Source organism: Flavobacterium keumense, assembly GCF_029866485.1.
GTDB classification, from domain to species: domain Bacteria; phylum Bacteroidota; class Bacteroidia; order Flavobacteriales; family Flavobacteriaceae; genus Flavobacterium; species Flavobacterium keumense.
The window spans coordinates 1,207,037-1,229,942 of the sequence record NZ_CP092332.1 but is presented as its reverse complement, the minus strand read 5'-3'; the positions used below and the strand labels follow the sequence as shown (position 1 = coordinate 1,229,942).

Here is a 22,906-nt window from a genome sequence, read left to right as displayed (position 1 = left end):
ATACCAACTTGAAACCTGAAACTTAAAACTATTTAAAAATGAAAGACATTCAAACACCCGAAGAAATCTATACTGTTGTTGATGAGTTTTACAAAAAATTATTAGCCGACGAAAAAATCAGCTACATCTTCACCGATGTAGTTAAAATAAAACTAGAAGAGCATCTACCAATTTTAGTTACTTTTTGGTCTCAAGCCATTCTAGGGACAGGCGGTTATGTAAACAATTTAACGCAAATTCATTTGGATGTCAATGCAAAATCGTATTTATCAAAAGAGTTATTTGAAATTTGGCTCGCTCACTTTGAAGCAGCAATCGACGAAAACTTTGAAGGATTCAATTGCGAACGAATGAAAAACCAAGCGCACAATTTATCTACTATAATGCAAATAAAGATTGCACAACAAGACAAATAATTATTGTATTGTTATTTTTTAAATATTTTTATTAAAAAAAATAATAATAAATCCCTAAAAAATAGTTTTCACACAATAATTCCGAATAAAAATGATATTTTCGTAACGTAATATACTATTTATGAATATCAAAATAAGCGGAATTGGAAGTTATATTCCTGAAAAAAGCATAAGCAATACTGATTTTTCCAATCATGTTTTTCTAAACGAAGATGGAAGCCCTTTTGGGTATCCAAATGAAGTAGTTGTCAACAAATTCAAAAGCATTACCGGAATAGAAAACAGACGGTATGCTAACGACCAATACACCTCATCAGATTTAGGTTATTTTGCCGCAAAACGTGCCATTAAAAATGCTAATATAGATCCTGAAACTATCGATTATATTATTTTTGCACACAACTTTGGCGACGTAAAACACGGCACTATTCAATCGGATATGTTGCCAAGTTTAGCCACAAGAGTTAAACACAAATTACAGATTCAAAACCCAAAATGTGTTGCTTACGACTTACTTTTTGGCTGTCCAGGTTGGGTAGAAGGCGTTTTACAAGCGAATGCGTTTATTAAATCAGGAATGGCAAAACGTTGCTTGGTTATTGGGGGAGAAACTTTATCTCGAGTAGTAGACGACCATGATAGGGACTCCATGATTTATTCTGATGGTGCAGGTGCTTCAATCATAGAAGCCTCAGATGACGAAAGCGGAATGTTATCTTACGAAAGTGCCACTTTTGCCAATGACGAAGCTGGTTATTTATTCTTCGGAAAATCCTATAATCCTGATTTAGATCCCGACACTAAATACATTAAAATGTATGGTCGAAAAATCTATGAATTTGCCTTAAGCAATGTCCCATCAGCAATGAAAAATTGTCTAGATAAAAGTGGTTTAGGCATTGATGATGTAAAAAAAATATTGATTCATCAAGCAAATGAGAAAATGGACGAAGCTATTGTGCATCGCTTCTACAAACTATACGGGAAAACGCCGCCAAAAGACGTGATGCCGATGAGTATTCACGATTTAGGAAATAGTAGTGTAGCCACTGTTCCTACACTTTTTGATCAAGTTCTACAAGGAAAAATTGAAAATCAAGAAATAAACAAAGGAGATATTTTAATTTTTGCTTCGGTTGGGGCAGGAATGAATATCAATGCATTTGTGTACCGATATTAATTACAATTATCATTATATAAAATTTCGCAGTTTATGCCATAAGCTGCGAATTTCTTATTTTTATCATTCTCTCTAAAAGTTTAAATTTCAAAACTTTATTTATCTTTGTTGCTTTAACAAAATCGGGCTCAATTTTAAACCGTTCCTTACCAAAAATATGTACGAAAAAACGTTTCCAAATAAAAGATTCAAACACACTTTAGAGTTTTTACAAAAACACATTGCTACTTCAGAAACTATTTTTGATTTAGGTGTTCCCAATCCTTTTTCAAAAATTATGATTGAAAATGGATATACCGTGAAAAACACTACTGGAGAAGATTTAGACAACAACCAAGACGCACTACAAAACGAAGACTATTCTGTTTTTACCGCGTTTGAAATTTTCGAACATTTATTGAATCCATACACCGTTTTACAAAACGTAAAATCAGATAAATTATTGATTTCAATTCCACTTCGTTTGTGGTTTTCTTCTGCATATCGTAGCAAAACAGACCTATGGGACAGGCATTACCACGAATTTGAAGACTGGCAATTGGATTGGTTATTAGAAAAAACAGGCTGGAAAATCATCGCGCGCGAAAAATTTACTCACCCTGTAAAAAAAATTGGATTCAGACCCTTATTACGTCTCTTTACACCTCGATACTATATCGTATATGCAGAGAGAGTGAAAAATAATTAGTCAAATGAGGTTTTATATCATAATCCCTTCTTATAACGAAGAAGAATTTATCACTCTTACCTTACAATCATTAGTAGAACAAACTGCACTTCCAACAAAAGTTGTTGTAGTCAATGACAGTTCTACCGACAAAACTCCTGAAATTGTTTTGGCATTTGCTGAAAAGCACCCTTGGATCTCATTGGTAAACAAAACGTCAAATGCAGTTCATATGCCAGGAAGCAAAGTAATTCAGGCTTTTCAAGAAGGGCAAAAACATATTGACGATAATTACGACATCATCGTTAAAATTGATGCTGATTTAATTTTTCCTCCAAATTATTTTGAGACCATTATCAACCATTTTAAATCTGACGATCAAATTGGAATGGTAGGCGGATTTTGTTATATTGAAAAAAATGGAGATTGGGTTTTAGAAAATTTAACTGATAAAGACCACATTCGCGGAGCTTTGAAAGCGTATCGCGCAGCAACTTTCAAACAAATTGGCGGTCTGAGAGCGCAAATGGGCTGGGATACGGTAGACGAGTTGTTATGTAAATTCTATAATTGGAAAGTTGTTACAGACGAAAGTTTACATGTAAAACATCTCAAACCAACTGGAGCTAGTTATACCAAAGCCGCGAGGTACAAACAAGGTGAAGCATTTTACACACTAGGCTATGGCTTTTTCATTACCGCTGTCGCTTCTTTAAAATTAGCTTTTCGCAAAGGGAAACCATTTCTGTTTCTAGATTACATTATGGGATTTTTAAAAGCTAAAAAAGAACAAAAGACAATGCTTGTTACTCCAGAGCAAGCTTTATTTGTTAGAAATTACCGTTGGATGAAAATGAAAAACAAACTATTTCATTAATCAATTGCTAAAAGTCGAATATCAAACCCTTCAAGGCACTACATTTTTTTTGTAATTTAGCCCATATTTTTAAATTATGATGCTCCTTAGATATTTATCACAAATAGGCCGCTATTTTTTGATGTTAAAAGATATGTTCAACAGACCTGTAAAATGGAGTGTGATGAAACAATTAATACTAAAAGAAGTTGATGACCTAATTATTGATTCCTTAGGCATTGTATGCTTCATTTCATTTTTCGTTGGAGGTGTTGTAGCTATTCAAACCGCTTTGAATTTAACCAATCCTTTAATCCCAAGATATTTAATTGGATTTGCCACAAGACAATCTGTAATTTTAGAGTTTGCACCTACGTTTATTTCTATAATTATGGCGGGTAAAATGGGGTCTTTTATTACTTCAAGCATTGGAACAATGCGGGTAACAGAACAAATTGATGCTTTAGAAGTAATGGGAGTCAACTCCTTAAATTATTTGGTATTTCCGAAAATAGTTGCACTCCTCTTATATCCTTTTGTTATTGGAATCGCCATGTTTTTAGGCATTTTCGGAGGTTATTTAGCAGGCGTTTACGGAGGTTTTACAACCGAGACCGAATTCGTAAACGGAATACAAGTAGAGTTCATTCCATTCCACATCACCTATGCTTTCATCAAAACATTAGTTTTTGCTTTCATATTGGCTACAATTCCTTCTTTTCATGGTTACTACATGAAAGGTGGTGCATTAGAAGTTGGAAAAGCAAGTACCGTTTCCTTTGTTTGGACCTCAGTAGTAATTATCCTGATGAACTATATACTCACTCAAATATTGTTAAGCTAATGATTGAAGTTAAAAATGTTGAGAAACGATTTGGAGCGCAAAAAGTACTAAAAGGCATTAGCACTACTTTTGAAGCAGGACAAACTAGTTTGGTAATTGGTCAAAGTGGTTCTGGTAAAACCGTTTTCATCAAATCACTATTAGGGATTCATGAAATAGACAAAGGAACTATTTCCTTTGATGGACGTATCTATGGAAAAATGGACAAAGATGAAAAACGCGATATACGTACCGAAATAGGGATGGTTTTTCAAGGGAGTGCTTTATTTGATAGTTTGACCGTAGAAGAAAATATTGGTTTTCCGCTAAAAATGTTTACCAATAAGACTCCTAAAGAGATCAAAGAGCGTGTTGATTTTGTTATTGAACGTGTCAACCTTATTGAGGCACATCATAAAAAACCTTCAGAAATTTCTGGAGGAATGCAAAAACGCGTAGCTATTGCACGAGCCATTGTTAACAATCCAAAATACTTGTTTTGTGACGAACCTAACTCTGGTTTAGACCCAAAAACAGCTACTGTAATTGATAATTTAATTCAAGAAATCACAAAAGAGTACAACATTACTACGGTAATTAACACCCATGATATGAACTCTGTGATGGAAATTGGAGAGAAAATTGTGTTCCTAAAAAACGGGCTAAAAGCTTGGGAAGGAAGTAAAGAAGAAATTTTTAGAACCGACAATAAAGCTGTAGTTGATTTTGTGTATTCTTCTAATCTATTTAAAAAAGTAAGAGAAGCTGTTTTAAACGGACATTAATTCGTTTTCAAAAGTTCCACTTCAGCATTTGGATTGAACAAATACGTTTTACCTGTGCTGATTTCCAAACATTCGAATCGCTTGGTTCTCACCGCCATTTTTTTAAAAATTTTCCCATTTGAAATTCGAAAAACACTCCCGTACGGAATTTCGAACACATAATTTTTATCATTTTGTTGGTCAAATTGTTTGAGTGCCAATGACAAAGTAGTATCCGTATCACTACTCGCTGACGGATTTCTGAAATGCCTTGCCAATAATGGCAATAAATGATGTGGGAAAATTTCTGGTCGAATAAACGGCAACATCAAACGTTGAAACGTATATTTCCATTCATTACCATGTGGTTTAATGGAACGCCCGAATTTTTCAAAGGCAACGAGATGTGAAATTTCGTGAATCAACGTAATCAAAAATTTATATTGATTGAGACTTGCATTCACCGTAATTTCATGCTTCCCACTCATCCCTCTTCTATAATCGCCATGACGAGTTTGCCTCTCATTTACAATTTTGAGATGCACTTGATGCGTTACAATCAATTCAAAAACAGGCTTTACAGCATGTTCTGGCAAATATCTGGCTAAGGTTTCGCTCAAAACTAAACGAATTTAAGGATTTGAAGAAGATACTTGCAGCACTTTTCCGTTATAATATCGATTTCCTGTAAGGGTAAAATCTACAATATATTGGGCCATATCAGCCGCTGAAATTGGCGCTTGGTATCCTGGAAAAGCTTCGGCTAGCATTTCGGTTTGAACAGCGCCAAGTGCTAACACATTAAACGTAATTCCTTGTTCTTTGTACTCTTCGGCTAACAATTCAGACAAGGTTATCACAGCTCCTTTACTAGAACTATAGGCTGACAAACCTGCGAATTTTAAACTCCCTTGAATGCCTCCCATCGAACTAATAGTAACTACATGACTTCCTTTTTGTAAATACGGTAACGCTACACGAGTCAAATTAGCTACACCAAAAACATTTACTTTATAAATGCTTTCAAAGTCAGCTTGCGAAGTTTCAAAAAAAGGTTTCAACAACAAACTTCCTGCATTATGAACTATCGCATCAACCTGTTTCCATGTAGCTGACAAATAATCAGCTACCTTTTGTAAATCAGATTCTACCGCTAAATCGACAGACAAACAACTGATGTTTTCATTACCTAAAAGTGCTTGTGGAATTGTTCTTGAAATAGCTAACACACGATGCCCTTTTGTAGCAAATTGCAATGCCAATTCTAAACCTATACCCCTACTTGTTCCTGTAATTATAATGTTCTTCATTTGGCAAAAATAAACAAAAGAGTGAAGATTCTACCCATACCCAAAGTCTAATCCGCTAAAACAGCTCTTGAAATCACAATTTTTTGAATTTCAGAAGTACCTTCATAAATCTGGGTAATTTTAGCATCGCGCATCAAACGTTCCACATGGTATTCTTTCACATACCCATTACCTCCATGAATTTGAACCGCTTCTACAGCAGTATCCATAGCCACTTGAGAAGCATACAATTTTGCCATTGCCCCACTTACATCATAATTATGATGATTGTCTTTGTCCCAAGCCGCTTTCAAACATAAATAACGTGCTGCCTCAATGCTTACCGCCATATCAGCTAATTTAAAAGCAATAGCTTGATGATTGCAAATTTCAGTACCAAAAGCCTTGCGTTCTTTCGAATATTTAAGTGCTAATTCATACGCTCCTGAAGCAATTCCCAACGCCTGAGAAGCAATTCCTATACGACCGCCAGCAAGGGTTTTCATAGCAAACTTAAATCCAAAACCTTCTTCACCTATTCGATTGGCTTTAGGAACTTTTACATCTGTAAACATCAGCGAATGCGTATCAGAACCACGTATTCCCATTTTTTGTTCCTTTGGGCCAACGGCAAAACCAGGCATGTCTTTGGTCATAATCAAGGCGTTGATTCCTTTACTTTTTTTAGCGATATCAGTTTGTGCAATCACAATATAAAAAGAGGCCGTATTCCCATTGGTTATCCAATTTTTAGTTCCGTTAACCAAATAATAATCCCCCATATCGATGGCAGTAGTTTTTTGCGAAGTAGCATCACTTCCTGCTTCTGGTTCGCTCAAACAAAAAGCGCCATGAATTTCACCCGAAGCCAATTTAGGCAACCATTCTTGTTTTTGTTCTTCGGAGCCATAGGTTTGCAAGCCCCAACAAACCAAAGAATTATTTACGGACATCACCACCGAAGCAGAGGCATCTACTTTAGAAATTTCTTCCATTGCTAGTACATACGAAATCGTATCGAGTCCGCTACCTCCATATTTTGGATCTACCATCATACCCATAAAACCCAATTCTCCCATCTTTTTAACCTGTTCTGCTGGAAAAATTTGTTTTTCATCTCGTTCAATTACACCTGGTAGTAATTCATTTTGAGCAAAATCACGTGCCGCTTGTTGAATCATCTTATGTTCTTCGGTCAGACTAAAATTCATAATAATATAAAATAAATAGGTTGATTTGTTATAAAAATGCAATCAAAGATACTTTTTAAAACGGAATTTTGGCATTTAAAAATCAAAAAATAAGTATTGAAACTGTAACTATTTCTTTTCTCTCTTGACAATTTTTAGTACATTTCGGCGTTTTTAAAAAGTCTTTTACATTTATACAGAACACATGAGTTTTACTCCTTCTACAGACCAAAAAAAATCCTTAGCATTTTCGCTGCTTATCTATGCCGCAATGTTGTTGATTTTATTTTTCATCCGATTTTGGCCGCCATCTAATTTGGCAGAGCTAACCGGTGGTGGCGGAGGTGGTGTTTCTGTAAATTTTGGAGACAGTGATCTAGGTTCGGGTAGCAATTACAAAAGCGAGGTACTTGAAGTCCAAAACCAAGTAAAAGAAACTCCAACAGCAGTTACTCCAGAAGAAGCCGTAATTGCACAAGAAAATAGCACGGAAGAAAGTGTTGTGATTCCGAAAAAAGAAAAAACAGACCAAAAAACAACCGTAGTCAAAGACGAGGCTAAGCCTGAAGTTGTAAAGCCTAAAGTAGCTAACACAACCAACGACGCCTTATCCAGTCTTTTAAAAGGATCTAATAAAGGAGGGGATGGCGATGACAAGACTGCAGGAAACAAAGGAAAATCAAACGGAAGTTTGAGCGCTACAAGTTATTATGGAAACGGTGGTTCCGGAGGAGGAACTGGCGGTGGTAATGGTACTGGAAACGGAATAGGTAATGGAAGTGGCTATGGAGCAGGTTCTGGTGGTGGCTCAGGAAATGGTATTGGAGGAGGCTATTCGTTAGGCAATAGAAAAGCAATTTCAAAACCTGCGCCTAAATATACGTGCAACGAAGAAGGAAAAGTAGTTGTAGAAGTTGCTGTCGATAGAAACGGAAGAACGATCAGCGCCATAGCCGGAATTAAAGGAACTACTAAACGCTAAGTGTTTATTAGAACAAGCAAAGATTGCCGCAATGAATACTAAATGGGATGCGAGTAGCGATGCCCCAGAAAAGCAAGTTGGAAGAATTGTGTATAACTTCAATTTGAATTAGAAAAACTCAATACATTTAAAAAACCCCCTTAACTCTTTTGAATTAAGGGGATTTTTTTGTTATTTTTTATTTAGGACTCGTGGCAATCACAAATTTTAAATTGTTTCGGACTCCAATTTGTAGCACATCAACTAAATCTTGTACTTGTAAATTAAACGGAATTCGCACCACGACCGTTTGGTCTTTTTCTCCATTCATTTTGGACATCAAGGTACTCTCTAAAGCATCAAAAGCAACAGGCTCTTTGTCAATATAGAATTTTTTATCTTCTGTAACTGAAAGGCTAATGAATTGCTTGTTTGTTTTTTCATTGGCTTGCGCTTTTGGCAAGGTCATTTTAATTACGTTAGGATTAGCTAAAGTAGAAATGATCAAAAAAAACAACAATAAAAAAAACATAATATCACTCAGTGACGAGGTCGCCACTTCAGCATGAAATCTTCTTTTACGTTTAATGGACATACTTATGCTTTTTGAATAATATTGACAAACTCTAAAATTTGTTTCTGAATCTTCAAGGCAAAATTATCGATTTTACCATTCAACAAGTGGTAAGCACTATATGCAATAATACCTACAATAAGACCAGAACCACTACTAATCATTTTTTCGTACAACCCTCCAGAAATGTTTCCAATACTAATATTCTCAGTTACTGAAATGCTGTAAAAAATCTTAATAACACCCGAAATAGTCCCAATAAACCCTAATGTAGGTGCAATACCTGCAATCAAACCTAAATGTCCTAGACGGCTTTCCATTTGAGCAATTTCGATATCGGCAGCACGGTCCATATTTGATTCAATTTCGGCAATAGGTCTTCCAATTACCAAAATTCCTTCTTTCAATATATTTCCAGATGCCGAATTACTTCTTTCTGCAATTGATCTTGCCAAATCCAAATTCCCTGAATGCAATTGATCGCGAATATCTAACATCAAACGATTGTCAATAGTTGAAGCTTTACTTATGTATAAGTAACGTTCAATGATTACATAAATAGTATAAAACAATAAAATAGCAATAGGAATCAAAAAGAAACCACCTTTAACTATAAACTCTAATACCGAGATTTCGTTATTAGTTGCAATTTTTTCCACCACCACATTAGAGGCAGCATTAGCAAGGGTGTCAGACTGTAATTGTAGTAAACTAAACATATATTATTCTTGTTTTTTAAGCTTTAATTCTAAAATTTGTTTGAAATTTGCAATAAAGATACTTTTCGATGCAATAGTAAACTAAAAAAATCGAAAAATATTTTAAACAATTACTTTTTTTCAAAAAAAAATGAACTACCCAGAAACCCTAAACTGGCTCTTTAATCAACTCCCGATGTACCAACTTCAGGGGGCTTCGGCATATAAAAAAGACTTGACGAACGTTCATTTACTTATGGACTATTTGGAACATCCCGAAGACCAACTGCAATGTATTCATGTAGCGGGAACTAATGGCAAAGGCTCAAGTTCTCACATGTTGGCCTCAGTTCTTCAAGAAGCGGGATATAAAGTAGGTTTGTACACCTCGCCTCATTTAAAAGACTTTAGAGAACGCATCAAAATCAATGGAGTGATGATTTCCGAAGACTTTGTTTGTGATTTCGTCAACCAACACCAATCGTTTTTTGAAGCCAATGACATGAGTTTTTTCGAAATGACTGTTGGATTGGCTTTTGATTATTTTGACAAAGAAAAAATAGACATTGCCGTTATTGAAGTCGGCATGGGCGGACGATTAGATGCCACCAACATCATTACGCCTCTAGTTTCGGTGATTACGAATATCGGTTTAGACCACACGCAGTTCTTAGGCAACACTTTAGCGGCAGTTGCAACAGAAAAAGCAGGCATCATCAAACGCAATATTCCAGTAGTCATTGGTGAATACACTCCCGAAACCCAGCCGGTTTTTTTGGCTACAGCCAAAGTAAATCAAAGCAACATCTACTTTGCTTCTGATTTGATTGCAACGACTTATCCGTCTGACTTAGTTGGCGATTACCAAGTGCATAACAAAAAGACAGTCCTACAAACCCTAACCGTTTTAAATCAATATACTTCCTTCCAGACTACCGAATCGCATTGGAAAAAAGGATTATCTCAAGTGGTGAAGAATATAGGTTTACAAGGACGCTGGCAGCAGTTAGGCAAATCTCCCAAAATAATTTGCGATACAGCACACAATACCCATGGTCTTACTATTGTTTTAAACCAAATCCAAAAAGAATCTTTTGACCAGCTCCATTTTGTTTTAGGTGTAGTAAATGACAAAGATTTGGATGAAGTACTCCCTTTATTTCCAAAAAACGCAATTTATTATTTTTGTAAACCGAATATTCCACGTGGACTTGAAACAGACATTTTGCATAAAAAAGCCAGCTCATTTGGACTAAACGGAAAAATATATAATTCTGTTTCAGCCGCTTACACCAAAGCCAAACAAAATGCACAGCCTTCCGATTTTATCTACGTGGGCGGAAGTACGTTTGTAGTGGCAGAAATTTTATAATTTTTTTTCTTTTTTTCTTGCAAATACAAAAAACAGCTGTATATTTGCACTCGCAATAAGGGAATGAAAATTACATATTGCAATCGGGCGATTAGCTCAGCTGGTTCAGAGCACCTCGTTTACACCGAGGGGGTCGGGGGTTCGAACCCCTCATCGCCCACAACACTAAAACTCCTTAAGCAATTAAGGAGTTTTTTTATGAACTCTAATTACTCTTTTTGTAGTAAATCAAATTCACGACTTTAAGTTCGCACTTTTTATTATTAACTTTGACGTCGATCAGAGCAAATCATCAAAATTCTTAATGCAAAAACAACACACAACATACTAGACCATGTCATCAAATTCAACTCAAAAAAGTATTTCTAATGGCGTAATGTTAAACGCCTATCCGGATAGTATTGGAAACAATTTAAATGATATTGTGCAAATGCTACAACTGCCCGAGTTCAAAAATACTTTTTCTCTTTTTTATGTATTACCTACCTTTTTCAATAGTGACTTAGACAGAGGTTTTTCTATTATCAATTACGACATCAACGAGGAATTAGTATCCAAACAAGATATTGCAGCCTTAAAAGAATTGAATATCCAATTGAAGTTTGACATCGTTTTAAATCACTTGTCGGTAGCCTCTCCTCAATTTAAAGATTTGATTGCCAATGGAGATCAATCCAAATACAAAGACTTTTTTATTGATTGGAACGAGTTTTGGAAAGGCAACGGAACGCTTGGAGAAGACGGTGTGATTATTCCTAATAAAGAATATTTAGACAAACTGTTTATGCGAAAATCAGGTTTGCCTATTTTAAAAATAGTATTCCCTGACGGACAAGAGAGACCGTATTGGAACACTTTTTACCAAAAAATAACGTTTCAAAAAATAACTGTTTCCGATTTACAATCACTTAATATCTCTCCTGAAGAAGCGAATGCTATTTGCGAAATAATAAATCGTGCTATTGACGAAAACCAAGACATTCAAAGTCTTGATTTAGGTAGCAATGCGCAACTCCATGCCGAAGTTCTGAAAATCGTAAACAACAAACGCGAGTATTTAGGACAAATGGATGTAAATGCTCAATCGCCTTTGGTTTGGGAATTTTACGAAGACGTTTTGGCTAAAGTAGCGAGTTACGGCGGGCAAATCCTACGTCTAGACGCCTTTGCTTATTTGCACAAAGCTATTGGCGAAAGTAATTTCTTCAACAAACCTGGTACTTGGGAATATTTGGCACGAATCAATGAGATAGCCCAAAGAAATAATTTAGAATTATTACCCGAAATTCATGCCGAATACGGTTTACATTTGCACGAAGAAGTAGCCAAAGAGGGGTATGCTATTTATGATTTCTTCTTGCCTGGTTTGTGTATTCACGCTATTGAAAAAGGAACGAATAAAGCCATTCTAACTTGGGCAAAAGAAATTATTGCCAAAGGCTTGAAAACAGTCAACATGCTGGGTTGCCACGACGGAATCCCTGTTTTAGACTTGAAAGGAAAAGAAGTGAATGGGATGTACCAAAAAGGATTGTTAGAAGACAACGAAATCGAAGAGTTGATGAACCTCATCATTGAACGCGGAGGATTGGTAAAAAACTTATACGGTGCCGACGGTAAAAAAATCTCGTATTACCAAGTTAATGCTACATACTTTAGCGCTTTGGGCGAAAACGAACAAAAATTAGCTTTAGCGAGAGCGATCCAACTCTTTATGCCGGGAATCCCTCAAATTTGGTATTTGGATATTTTTGCGGGTGCCAATGATTACGCAGGAGTTGAAAAAGCAGGTAAAGACGGTCATAAAGAAATCAACCGAACTACATTGAGCCTAGAAAATATTCAAGAAGGGCTGAAAAAAGAAGTGGTACTGAAACAATTGGACATGCTACGTCTGCGCAATACCTCTAAAGCGTTCTCAGGAACATTAGAATTTGGAGTGGCTGCTGAAAATGAATTGAATCTAATTTGGAGAAACGAAGAGGAATTCGCACAATTGAATGCCAATTTGACCACTCACGAATTCTCTATTCAATATACCGATTCAGGAGAAGTGAAAACTTTATAATTTAGTTTCCCCTTTAAATTGAACCATAAAAAACTCCTTAAGAAATTAAGGAGTTTTTATTTAGAGTTATACCTTCAACCACAACACATCATACGCGCTTATAAAAGTGCTTTGATGAATTGCTATTCGACTATCGGTAATTAAGTCATGAAGTTCTGTATACTCATTTGTACCAAAAATATTTTTTTCAAAAACCGTATCAAATTCAGAGAAGTTCGCAATCACATACACTATTCCGTCGTGCTGATCTGTTTTTTTATACACTAGCAAATGACTGTTAGCACAGTCTAAAAATTGCAAATCGTTATCATCTGAAAAAGCAGGAGTTCGTTTCCGAATCGCAATTAATTTTTTCAACTGATTGTACACCTGAGTCGGCACAAAATTAGAAGAAGACAATCCCGCAACTACTTCCCAATTCATTGGCGAACGGTGTAACCAACGGTTGTCATACTTTTTACTTTTATCGTTCAGATAATCATAATTATTAGGCGTCGCAATTTCGTCACCGCTGTAAATCATTGGCAAACCACCCAAAGACAAGATAATTGCATGTTGTAAATTAATGCGCTTAATTGCTAATTCAATTTCTCGCTCGTTATTTTCAGCAACCGCTTTCTCAAGACCGCATAATGCTGCTAACGAACCCGATATTCGGGCTTTACCTGTTTCGGGTTCAGTCATAAATCGTTGTCCTAATGCGGCACTTCCATTGAATCCATCGCAGAAATATTGTAAAATATACAAGCGATGCGCTAAGCTATCCAATCCTAATTCTTTCACTAAAGCATCATCAAATCCTAACCCAATATCGTCGTGACAACGTGCATAGTTAATCCAAGTAGTATTACGAGGTTTGGCCGGCACTGCTTTCATTGATTTTTTAATCAATTCGGTACTTCGAGTAGCCATTGCCTCCCAGCTTAATGCCATGAAATTAGCATTGTACGCAATATCGCATTCATCTCCCGCTGCAATTCCTTCGCCAAAATATTTGATAATTTCTTCGGGTTGCACAATAGCTTCAGCAATATATGCTACACCTGGTGCCACAATTTGACCACATAATTTAAACAATTGTAATAAAATATGGACTTCGGGTAAATTCTGATTGTACTTCCCAATTTCTTTCCACATAAAAGCTACCGCATCCAAACGGAAAATATCAATCCCTTTATTAGACCAATACAACATTGTATCAATCATTTCGACTAAAACCATTGGGTTTTTATAATTCAAATCCCATTGATAGCCATAAAACAGAGACATTACCCATTGATTGCTTTCGGGCAAGTAACTGAAGTTCCCAGGTGCTGTGTCTGGAAAAATCTCAGTCATTGTTTTCTCGTATTCATCAGGCAAAGTGCGGTCTGGGAAGAAATAAAAAAAGTCTTTGTATTTGGGATGCCCTTTGCTCCCTTCCACTGCCCATTCGTGTTCGGAGGCGCAATGATTCAACACAAAATCCATCACCAAATTCATATCATTCTTTTGGAATTCGGCTACCAAAGATTCAAAATCTTCCATGGTTCCAAATTTTGGATTTACTTTGCGATAATCACGCACAGCATAACCTCCATCATTTTCAAATTCTGGCACATCCAAAAAAGGCATCAAATGAATGGTATTGATTCCTAAATCTTTGAAATAGGGAATTTTTTCTTTGAGCCCATTGAAATCCTGATTAAAAAGATCCACATACAACATCATCCCCACTATCTTCTCACTTGAATACCAATTAGGATGAGCCATACGATCTAAATCACGTTCTTTTTGATAAACAGATCGTTCCTGAAAGCGTTTGAACAAAGTAATCAGCAAGTCCTGAAAGGTTTGTGCTCCATAAGGACTATCCGCATATAATTGTTGGTACAAATCAGTTATAATAGGAAAATTAGCACCCATCCGCAATTGGAAATTGGAATCCGTTATTTTATGCTCGTCCAAGAACTTTTTCAATTTTGATAACTTTTCTGCTTGTTGCATTCCTTACGCTTTTGGTTAACCTTTATTCTATATAAATCGAATTGAAATATACTAAAAAAAGCATTTCCTATATAAAAACAAGCAAAAAAATAGTGAGTCTGAAAAAATTACGTTAAATCAATTACTGTATTAATAAAAAAAGGGCTGTCTTTTCAGATAACCCTTTCTAAATTATTAATTAAAGTGACATTACCAACCTTGGTGCAACCCTATTTTCAACACTTCTTCGTATCGTTCTTTATCAAAGGAATACAAGTTAGGCGCTTTGTGTGCTACATTACTTTTCTTCTCATCTAATTTGGTCAAAATCCCAATTGAAGTTATTTTTCGAAGAAAGTTTCGACGATCTAATTTTCTACCCAAAATAGTTTCATACAATCGTTGCAACTCAGGAATAGTAAATTTTTCTGGTAATAAATTATACCCAACAGGTACTAAATTGAGCTCCATTCGGAGCGTTTCAAGCGCTTTATCAAAAATTTCTTTATGGTCTAAAATCAACTCCGGAACTGCATTACAATCAATCCACTCTACTATTTCGTTATTTCCCTCAGGTTGCGGAACAGCTTGTAAAAAATCGACTAATGCATAATATCCAACGGTAACAAAACGATTCCTATACCATTGACCCTCTACTAACGGTATTTGATAAAATGCCAATACACCATCACTAAATTCTACAGGATTTCTCTTTGCCTGACCAAAGGTGGCAAACTGTCTAAGGAAAATTCCTTGTAATCCTGTTCGTCCTTTCAATACATTTACCGCTCCATCATCAATACTCTCATCAACACGAACAAAACCTCCTGGCAAAGCCCATTTATCGCTATACTTTGTTTTTATTAATAATACTTTAAGTTGATTATCATGAAACCCAAAAATTACACAATCAATGGATAGACCTGGCTGATAGTTTTCTTTATTGGCTAGAATTTCTTTTAACATTTATCTATCGTATTACTTTCTCTTTGCTAATGGAATTCATAAAATCTATGAATTGAGCGAATATACTATTTTATATAGAACATCACAAAATGAATTTATTTTTTGTTTGAATCCAAAAAAATCATACATTGCGTCAAAATTACGCATTAATTATAAAAAAGGTTATTATAGACTAAAAGTATTGATACGAACAAAAAAAGAGGCTGCTTATAGCAACCTCTAATTAAGTTCTCTCTTCATAGCTCTTCTCCTAATGATGTCATAACTACAAGCTTATTAGGAATTTTGAATTGAGTCAATACTTTTTAGTCTCTTCAATAAAAGTAAAAAAGCTTCTCCTCAAATATATTCATTTCTATTTAAAATTAAGCTACTTATTTTCTTTTTTATTTTAAAAGTTCTATCACTGAACGCAATCGAATATCTGAAGATGAAGAGCCAATCATCAGATCAAATTCTCCAGGTTCTGTTGTCCATTCTAATTTTTCATTGTAAAAAGATAATTTTTCCTTGTCAATAACAAACTGAATATTCATTGTTTCGCCTGCATTCAAATGTATCTTTTTAAAATCTTTCAACTCAATTATCGGACGTACTACCGAGCCGACTCTATCTCTTAAATACAATTGCACTACCTCATCACCCGCATATTTACCTGTATTAGTCAGATTAAATGAAATCTCAACCTTTTCAGAATCAGTTATTTTATTCTTTGTTACTTTTAAATCTGAATATTGAAAAGTTGTATAGCTTAATCCATATCCGAAAGGGTATTTTGGGCTATTCTTCAAATCAATATATGCTGACACATAATTGGTTGTTGTTTCATTTGGAGCAGGTCTACCGGTATTAAAATGATTGTAATATATTGGTAATTGTCCTTCATCCCTTGGAAAGGTCATTGGTAATTTAGCTGAAGGATTATAATCTCCAAATAACACATCTGCGATAGCATTTCCTGCTTCGGTTCCTAACCACCAAGTATATAAAATAGCGGGAGCAGTATCTGCAATTTTATTAAAGACAAGTGGCCTACCTGCATTTATTAATACCACTACAGGTTTTCCTGTAGCTTGAAGTGCTTGAACCAACTCTTCTTGCACTCCTGGAATACGAATACTACTTCTACTTTTAGCCTCTCCACTCATATCCCTACGTTCTCCTATACTCACAATTACAATATCTGCTTGATTAGCAACTGTTACAGCCTCAGCAAAGCCATCTTTATTATCTCCCTCTATTTCACATCCTTTAGCGTATAAAAGCTGCGTGTTTTTACCCACTTTATTTTGCAAGCCCTCCCATTGAGAAACAATATATTTATCGTAATCCACTTCTGGTAATTCTACTGACCAAAATCCCATGTTTTGTTTGTGTTCTTTCACCAGGGGACCAATGAATGCAATTTTTTTCACATCTTTAGATAAAGGCAACAGTTGTTTTTCATTTTTTAACAAAACAATACTTTTAGCCGCTATATCTCTTGCAATTTTACGATGCATTGGATTATTTAACTCTTTGTCTTCACGCTTTGGATTCGAATACTTATAAGGATCTTCAAACAACCCTAATTCGAACTTTTTACGCAGAATTCGTTTTACAGCATCATCAATCAAAGCAATATCAACTTTACCTTCTTGTACTAATTGAGCTAAATTATAACGATAGGAATTACTCTCCATATCCATATCGCTTCCTGCTGTAATGGCCAATTGAGCTGCTTCTTTACTATCTTTCACATTACCGTGATTGACCATCTCACCAATAGAGCCCCAATCTGAAACAACAAATCCTTTAAAATTCCATTTGCCTTTAAGAATATCTCTTTGCAAGAATTTATTCCCTGTCGCTGGCACACCATTCAAATCATTAAACGAATTCATGAAGGTAGCAACCCCTGCATCTAAGGCAGCTTTAAATGGAGGTAAATAGGTTTCCCAAAGCATTCTATCACTCATATCTACGGAATTATAATCTCTCCCGCCAACAGCAGCTCCATAGCCTACAAAATGTTTTACACAAGCCATTACCGAATTTGTATCTCCTAGGTTTCCTTGAAACCCTTTTACTCTAGCAAAAGCTATTTTAGAACCTAAATAGGTGTCCTCTCCGGCTCCTTCCATGACACGACCCCAACGAGGATCCCTAGATATATCCACCATAGGAGCAAATACCCAATGAATCCCGCTAGCAGATGCTTCTTGTGCTGCTATTCGAGCGCTTAACTCAATAGCTTCTAGATCCCAACTAGCCGCCTCAGCCAAAGGAATTGGAAAAGTTGTTTTATATCCATGAATCACGTCTTGTCCAAATAATAATGGAATTTTTAATCGAGACTGCATCGCCAATTCTTGATATTGACGTGTGTACTTAGTACCCACAATATTTAACATTGACCCAATCAATCCTCCTTTGATTTCGGCTTCTTTATTAGGATTTATAGTTATCGGGCCCGTAGCCTGATTATCGCCTGTATATTGGTTTAATTGTCCTATTTTTTCTTGCAGGGTCATTTGTTTTAATAATGACTCTACTCTTTGATCGATTGTTTTTTGCTGTGCAAAAACAACTTCGGCACCCAAGGCTAAGATAGCTCCTAATACAATTAATTTATGTTTCATAATTACGATTTTATTGATTACCAAATAAAAGTAGCTACAGCACCTGATTCTAAAGAAACTGTAACCCACTTTCCATTATTTTTAATATTAAATAGTTGAGTAACAACCCCATCATTCTCTACAATTAGTACTTTATTCCCCTTTGGAGTTTTAAATGCGACCGTATTTAAATCTTTATGTTGTTCTGAATCAATCCTAACAGAACCAGAGGGAACAAATTTAGAAACATGTGCAATAATGTAATACCCAACATTCCTTTCAAAATTTTCCGCACTATTAATTGTCAAAGCCCCTTTACAAGTGGAACATCCACCGGGAGTATAAGGTCTAAAGTTCGCATCGTTGGCTAAATTCCATTCAAAGGCCGTTTTACTCCAATTGCGCATCGAACCAATAATCACATTTTTCAAATGCCATTTTAAATCGCCGTCAAAAGTCCCAGATGTCCCAGTATATTGTTCTGTAAAATAAACATTTTTATTTGGATAAGCATTATGAACAGTAGATAAAGCGCTAATATCACCTTCATACAGATGAAAAGCAGAACCATCTACATACGGATTTGCTCCTGCATCATTCAAAATTGCTAAAGGATATTCTGGTTTATTGCAGTTGTGATCGTAAATGATAATCTTGGTTTTCAAATTCGCTTTAGCAAAAGCTGGCCCTAAATGATTTTTAATAAAATTGGCTTGTTCTAAAGCCGTCATATACATACTTGGATTATTGCCTGGATGTAGCGGTTCGTTTTGAGGTGTGATTGCGGTTATAAGAATTCCTTCCTCTTTCATTTTTTGGATGTATTTCACAAAATAATTAGCATACGCTTCATAATATTCTGTTTTCAAACTACCTCCTATGAAAGCATTGTTGGTTTTCATCCAAGTTGGTGCAGACCAAGGTGTTGCTAATAGTTTTATCTCAGGATTAATTGATAAAATTTCTTTCAGCATTGGGATTACAGTAGTTTTATCTGGAGACAAACTAAATTGTTGCATCGCGACATCAGTTTGTCCCAAAGGCACATCATCATAAGTAAAAGGAAATTCATTCAAATCAGACGCTCCAATACTAATGCGGAGATAACTTATCGAAATGGAATTGTCGTTTTTTCCAAAGAGTTCCTGTAAAAGTGCTGTTCTTTTTGGAGCATCTAACATAGTAATTGTCTGTACGCTACCTCCAGTTAAGGTAAAACCAAAACCATCTACTTCCTGATAGCTTTGATTTTCATCAACTGTAATCGTTGGGTAAGTATTGTAATTAGTCCCAAAAACTAATGACTCCTTTTGCTGTTGCAAATAAATAGATTGGTCAGGATTAGTCATCCAAAAATCAATCTTATTTTTGGTCAACGAGGAACTTGCCTGATAATTTTTATCAATAACATTTACAGAAGAAGAACAACTATACAAAACAAGTGCTACTAGTGGCAAAAGATTAAAACATTTATTTCTTACTGACATTATAATTATTTTTTAGGATTAAAACTAACCTCTACATAAACAGGTAGATGATCTGATGGGTACTTTAACGCGTCAGAATCGCTTAAAACGGCATATTTCTTTATTATCAGATTAACTTTTTTAGAAACAAAAATGTAATCTATTCGTTTTGTCACTGAGAGATTATGTTCAAAATTATTAAATGTTCCTATTGGACCAAATGGTTTGTGTATTGCTATCTCTCGAGTGTCATCCATTTGAGTTTTAAGTGAAATTATCCTATCCTCTAGTGGTTCCGAATTAAAATCTCCCATAAAAAAAACAGGATAATTCTTGGTATTTAATTCTTTAATCTTAGAAAGAATTAAGGCAATCCCTTTAGTTCTTGCTTGTTCCCCAATATGATCAAGATGCGTATTAAATACCCAAAATATTTTTTTAGTTATTGCATCTTGAAAAAGAGCATACGTACACACTCTATGGCAGGCTGCGTCCCAGCCTTTAGAAATTATTTCAGGTGTATCAGAAAGCCAAAAAGTATTGGTTTGTATAATTGTAAACCTATCTTTTTTATAAAAAATATTGGAAGATTCTCCTTTACCTATCCCTTCACGCCCTATTCCTACTTGACTATATTGAGAAAGTAATTGTTCTAAATCTACCACTTGATGAGGCATTGCTTCTTGTACCCCTAAAATATCAGGTTCATAAAATTGAATTTGTGAAGCAAAAAAATCTTTCCGCAAAGGCCAAGCATTTACTCCATCAGACGCCACATCTAAACGGATATTATAAGTCATCATTTTGATGGACTGACTGTGTACAATAGTACAAAAAATCAATCCAATAAATACCATCATTTTTTTCATATATACCAAAATATTCTTCAAAAAAGCTTTTATCCAACTTACAAATAAAAGCTTTTTTTGAAGAACTCTTAAGGTTTATAAACCATTTAATTAAAAACTCTGATATAATCTACTTCATAGGTAGAAGAAACAAAATTAGGATCTATAGTTCCACCAAAATTTCCTCCTATAGCGCAATTAATAATCAAGAAAAAATTCTGATTAAACGGCAATGAAGAAGTATTAGTAAAGGTGTAGAATAACTGATTATCTACATAAAACTTAATAGCATCGGCTCTCCAATCAAGAGCATAAATATGAAATTCTGAAGTAGCATTTGCAATATCAACCGTTCTCGAATCTGCATTTCCTCCTGAATGACCTGGATGATGTAGCGTGCCGTAAATTTTATTCAGTTGATTCCCTAAATGCTCCATAATATCAATTTCGCCACATGCAGGCCACCCAGCTGTTGTAATATTATTTCCTAACATCCATAGAGCAGGCCAAGTCCCTCCTCCAGATGGTAGCTTTGCTCTCATCTCAACTCTACCATATTTAAAAGTAAATTTCCCTTGTGTTTTTATACGTGCCGAGGTATAATTACTTCCACTATAATTTTCTCGTTGAGCAATTATCTTCAATACGCCATTTTGAACCTTAACATTATCCGCTCTGCTAGTATAATATTGTGCTTCATTATTACCCCATCCCCAATCACCTGTTCCAATATCATAAGCCCATTTAGTAGCATCAGGAGCTCCATCTACATTAAATTCATCTGACCATATCGCCTTTGGGGCTACATAAATAGTTACTGGAATGGAAGTACTTATAAATTGTGCCCCATTGTATGCCGAAACATAAATGGTATAACTATTGGTTCCTGACACAGTATAAGTATACGATAAGGTTCCTGAGGAAGTTTCTCTTGTCTCACCATCTCCTAAAGCGACTTTATAAGAAGTAGCATTAGTTGCAGATATAGTAAAATTTACTGTCCCACTACCATCTCCATTTGGATTTTGAGTTGAAACCCCAACAGGCGTAGCAACAACTGTCAAATTGGTTGGTTTTAATATTGTATCGCCACCAGTTGTGCCTCCGTTATCTCCACTACAAGAAAAAAATAAAAAAGCAGCCACGAAAACACTTAGCATAATCTTATATTTTTGAAATTTATTTAAATAATCTCCCATTTTATTTAAAATTTAAATCTGCCAGACTTAAAATTATTACAAGTCTGGCAGTTATTTAATTATTTATGGTGCTGGTTTTAACTTCAAGTACCATGCATTACCTGTTTCGGTACCCTGTACTCTCAAATACATATAATTTGCATTGATAACTAAAATTTCATACTCCTTTTGGAGTGCGCCATAACCAATGAAAGTATCAACACCAGATAATAAAATACTAGTTTGAGTTGATGGTGTAGCAGCTGCAATTCCTGTACTAGACGGAATAAAGCTAAACGCTCCTGAACCTCCACCATAAGAATAACATCCTTCAGCGCCAGAAGATGGAATTCCAGGTAAAGTGGTTAACGCACCTGTTTTAGTAAAAGCTCCGTCAGGACAAGCTACTTGAATAGTGTATGATGTTGCAGAAGCTTTTGTAAAAGTAAAAGTTGACGTATAAAAACAATTACAGCAACTTACTTTCTCATCTACATTGGCAGACCACCAATCAGGACCTACAGATCCTGTCCAAGGACCTACTCCAAAGTGACCTGGAACTGACTTGTCAACTACCCAAGTTTTAGAAGTGTTATTAGTCAATGCGGTAACTATAGCAGGATTTGGTGTAAAATCACTTTTTACCGTAACCTCAGTAGTTACTGTAGTAGAAGTCCCTCCAGGACCATATGCAATAACGGTTACCGTATACGTATTCAAACCAAGGGTGGTGTATTTCTTCGTAATTTTTCCATTATTAACAGCTACTAAATCTAAAGCATTGTTTGCATCAAAATCAATTTTTGAAGCTAAAATATTATCCCCAGAAATTGTAAATGTCACATCTCCAGACCCATCTCCATTAGGGGCGGCAGTCGTTTTACCTGCAATAGTAACAGCAACCGCAACATTTGAAGGTGCATTTAATTCCCCTAACTCATATTTTTCTACTGTACAATTGGTAATCAAAAGCACTGAAATAACAAACGTTATTTTATATAATATATTTTTCATTTTTGTATTTT

General features: G+C 35.4%; 21 protein-coding genes and 1 tRNA gene. 10 read left to right on the top strand and 12 right to left on the bottom strand.

The features are described from left to right. The first annotated feature begins 38 nt into the window (after positions 1–38). The 6 genes from MG292_RS05275 (at position 39) to MG292_RS05250 (ending at position 4,727) form a co-directional block, all read left to right on the top strand. Positions 39–416 carry a group III truncated hemoglobin gene (locus MG292_RS05275; protein WP_264533755.1) on the top strand — a complete coding sequence of 126 codons (378 nt, stop codon included), beginning with the start codon at positions 39–41 and terminating at the stop codon, positions 414–416. Between the two features lie 121 nt (positions 417–537). Beyond that, entirely contained in the window at positions 538–1,596 is a 1,059-nt protein-coding gene (locus MG292_RS05270; RefSeq protein ID WP_264533756.1) for a 3-oxoacyl-ACP synthase III family protein, read from the top strand. Positions 1,597–1,753: 157 nt separating this feature from the next. Continuing rightward, positions 1,754–2,284, top strand: coding sequence for a methyltransferase (locus tag MG292_RS05265; RefSeq protein ID WP_264533757.1), 531 nt, complete (start codon positions 1,754–1,756; stop codon positions 2,282–2,284). Positions 2,285–2,288: 4 nt separating this feature from the next. Then, the gene (locus MG292_RS05260) at positions 2,289–3,140 is read left to right on the top strand and encodes a glycosyltransferase family 2 protein (protein WP_264533758.1); all 852 of its coding nucleotides are present in this window, start codon (positions 2,289–2,291) and stop codon (positions 3,138–3,140) included. 76 nt (positions 3,141–3,216) lie between these two features. Next, positions 3,217–3,963, top strand: a complete 747-nt coding sequence (locus tag MG292_RS05255) for an MlaE family ABC transporter permease (RefSeq protein ID WP_264533759.1) — start codon at positions 3,217–3,219, stop codon at positions 3,961–3,963. Then, positions 3,963–4,727, top strand: coding sequence for an ABC transporter ATP-binding protein (locus MG292_RS05250; protein WP_264533760.1), 765 nt, complete (start codon positions 3,963–3,965; stop codon positions 4,725–4,727). Before MG292_RS05255 ends, MG292_RS05250 begins: the two co-directional genes overlap by 1 nt. Here MG292_RS05250 and MG292_RS05245 read toward each other — a convergent pair. From MG292_RS05245 to MG292_RS05235, 3 genes are read right to left on the bottom strand one after another with little or no spacing between them, the layout of a single operon-like run. After that, complete coding sequence (locus tag MG292_RS05245; RefSeq protein ID WP_264533761.1) at positions 4,724–5,326, bottom strand: SprT-like domain-containing protein; 603 nt, start codon at positions 5,324–5,326, stop codon at positions 4,724–4,726. The genes MG292_RS05250 and MG292_RS05245 overlap by 4 nt on opposite strands. A gap of 12 nt (positions 5,327–5,338) precedes the next feature. After that, complete coding sequence (locus tag MG292_RS05240; protein WP_264533762.1) at positions 5,339–6,016, bottom strand: SDR family NAD(P)-dependent oxidoreductase; 678 nt, start codon at positions 6,014–6,016, stop codon at positions 5,339–5,341. Between the two features lie 47 nt (positions 6,017–6,063). Further along, positions 6,064–7,206 carry an acyl-CoA dehydrogenase gene (locus MG292_RS05235; protein WP_264533763.1) on the bottom strand — a complete coding sequence of 381 codons (1,143 nt, stop codon included), beginning with the start codon at positions 7,204–7,206 and terminating at the stop codon, positions 6,064–6,066. A gap of 184 nt (positions 7,207–7,390) precedes the next feature. Here MG292_RS05235 and MG292_RS05230 point away from each other — a divergent pair, with 184 nt between their 5' ends. Further along, positions 7,391–8,167: an energy transducer TonB gene (locus MG292_RS05230; RefSeq protein WP_342032619.1), complete on the top strand. Its 777-nt coding sequence runs from the start codon at positions 7,391–7,393 to the stop codon at positions 8,165–8,167. Between the two features lie 178 nt (positions 8,168–8,345). Here MG292_RS05230 and MG292_RS05225 read toward each other — a convergent pair whose 3' ends face one another. Both MG292_RS05225 and MG292_RS05220 read right to left on the bottom strand, forming a co-directional pair. Continuing rightward, positions 8,346–8,741, bottom strand: a complete 396-nt coding sequence (locus MG292_RS05225) for an ExbD/TolR family protein (protein ID WP_264533765.1) — start codon at positions 8,739–8,741, stop codon at positions 8,346–8,348. A gap of 2 nt (positions 8,742–8,743) precedes the next feature. Continuing rightward, positions 8,744–9,439, bottom strand: coding sequence for a MotA/TolQ/ExbB proton channel family protein (locus MG292_RS05220; protein ID WP_264533766.1), 696 nt, complete (start codon positions 9,437–9,439; stop codon positions 8,744–8,746). 130 nt (positions 9,440–9,569) lie between these two features. Between MG292_RS05220 and MG292_RS05215 the strand changes: the two genes are divergently transcribed. The 3 genes from MG292_RS05215 (at position 9,570) to MG292_RS05205 (ending at position 12,858) form a co-directional block, all read left to right on the top strand. Continuing rightward, positions 9,570–10,790 (top strand): bifunctional folylpolyglutamate synthase/dihydrofolate synthase, encoded by a 1,221-nt coding sequence (locus MG292_RS05215; protein WP_264533767.1) that lies wholly within the window; start codon positions 9,570–9,572, stop codon positions 10,788–10,790. A gap of 85 nt (positions 10,791–10,875) precedes the next feature. Further along, positions 10,876–10,950 (top strand) — tRNA-Val (locus tag MG292_RS05210). A 174-nt stretch (positions 10,951–11,124) separates the two neighbouring features. Continuing rightward, complete coding sequence (locus tag MG292_RS05205; RefSeq protein WP_264533768.1) at positions 11,125–12,858, top strand: alpha-amylase family protein; 1,734 nt, start codon at positions 11,125–11,127, stop codon at positions 12,856–12,858. A gap of 66 nt (positions 12,859–12,924) precedes the next feature. Here the strand turns inward: MG292_RS05205 and MG292_RS05200 are convergent, their stop codons facing one another. From MG292_RS05200 to MG292_RS05170, 7 genes are all read right to left on the bottom strand, one after another. Then, on the bottom strand, positions 12,925–14,844 hold the full coding sequence (locus tag MG292_RS05200; protein ID WP_264533769.1) for an alpha-amylase family protein: 1,920 nt from the start codon (positions 14,842–14,844) through the stop codon (positions 12,925–12,927). A gap of 189 nt (positions 14,845–15,033) precedes the next feature. Then, the gene (locus MG292_RS05195; protein WP_264533770.1) at positions 15,034–15,789 is read right to left on the bottom strand and encodes an NUDIX hydrolase; all 756 of its coding nucleotides are present in this window, start codon (positions 15,787–15,789) and stop codon (positions 15,034–15,036) included. 386 nt (positions 15,790–16,175) lie between these two features. After that, positions 16,176–18,410, bottom strand: a complete 2,235-nt coding sequence (locus tag MG292_RS05190; RefSeq protein ID WP_264533771.1) for a glycoside hydrolase family 3 N-terminal domain-containing protein — start codon at positions 18,408–18,410, stop codon at positions 16,176–16,178. 17 nt (positions 18,411–18,427) lie between these two features. Continuing rightward, positions 18,428–19,876: a glycoside hydrolase family 30 protein gene (locus MG292_RS05185; protein WP_264533772.1), complete on the bottom strand. Its 1,449-nt coding sequence runs from the start codon at positions 19,874–19,876 to the stop codon at positions 18,428–18,430. Between the two features lie 5 nt (positions 19,877–19,881). Further along, entirely contained in the window at positions 19,882–20,715 is an 834-nt protein-coding gene (locus tag MG292_RS05180) for an endonuclease/exonuclease/phosphatase family protein (RefSeq protein WP_425287152.1), read from the bottom strand. A gap of 95 nt (positions 20,716–20,810) precedes the next feature. Continuing rightward, positions 20,811–21,863: a family 16 glycosylhydrolase gene (locus MG292_RS05175; protein ID WP_264533774.1), complete on the bottom strand. Its 1,053-nt coding sequence runs from the start codon at positions 21,861–21,863 to the stop codon at positions 20,811–20,813. 102 nt (positions 21,864–21,965) lie between these two features. Continuing rightward, the gene (locus MG292_RS05170; RefSeq protein WP_264533775.1) at positions 21,966–22,895 is read right to left on the bottom strand and encodes a hypothetical protein; all 930 of its coding nucleotides are present in this window, start codon (positions 22,893–22,895) and stop codon (positions 21,966–21,968) included. Positions 22,896–22,906 lie beyond the last annotated feature (11 nt).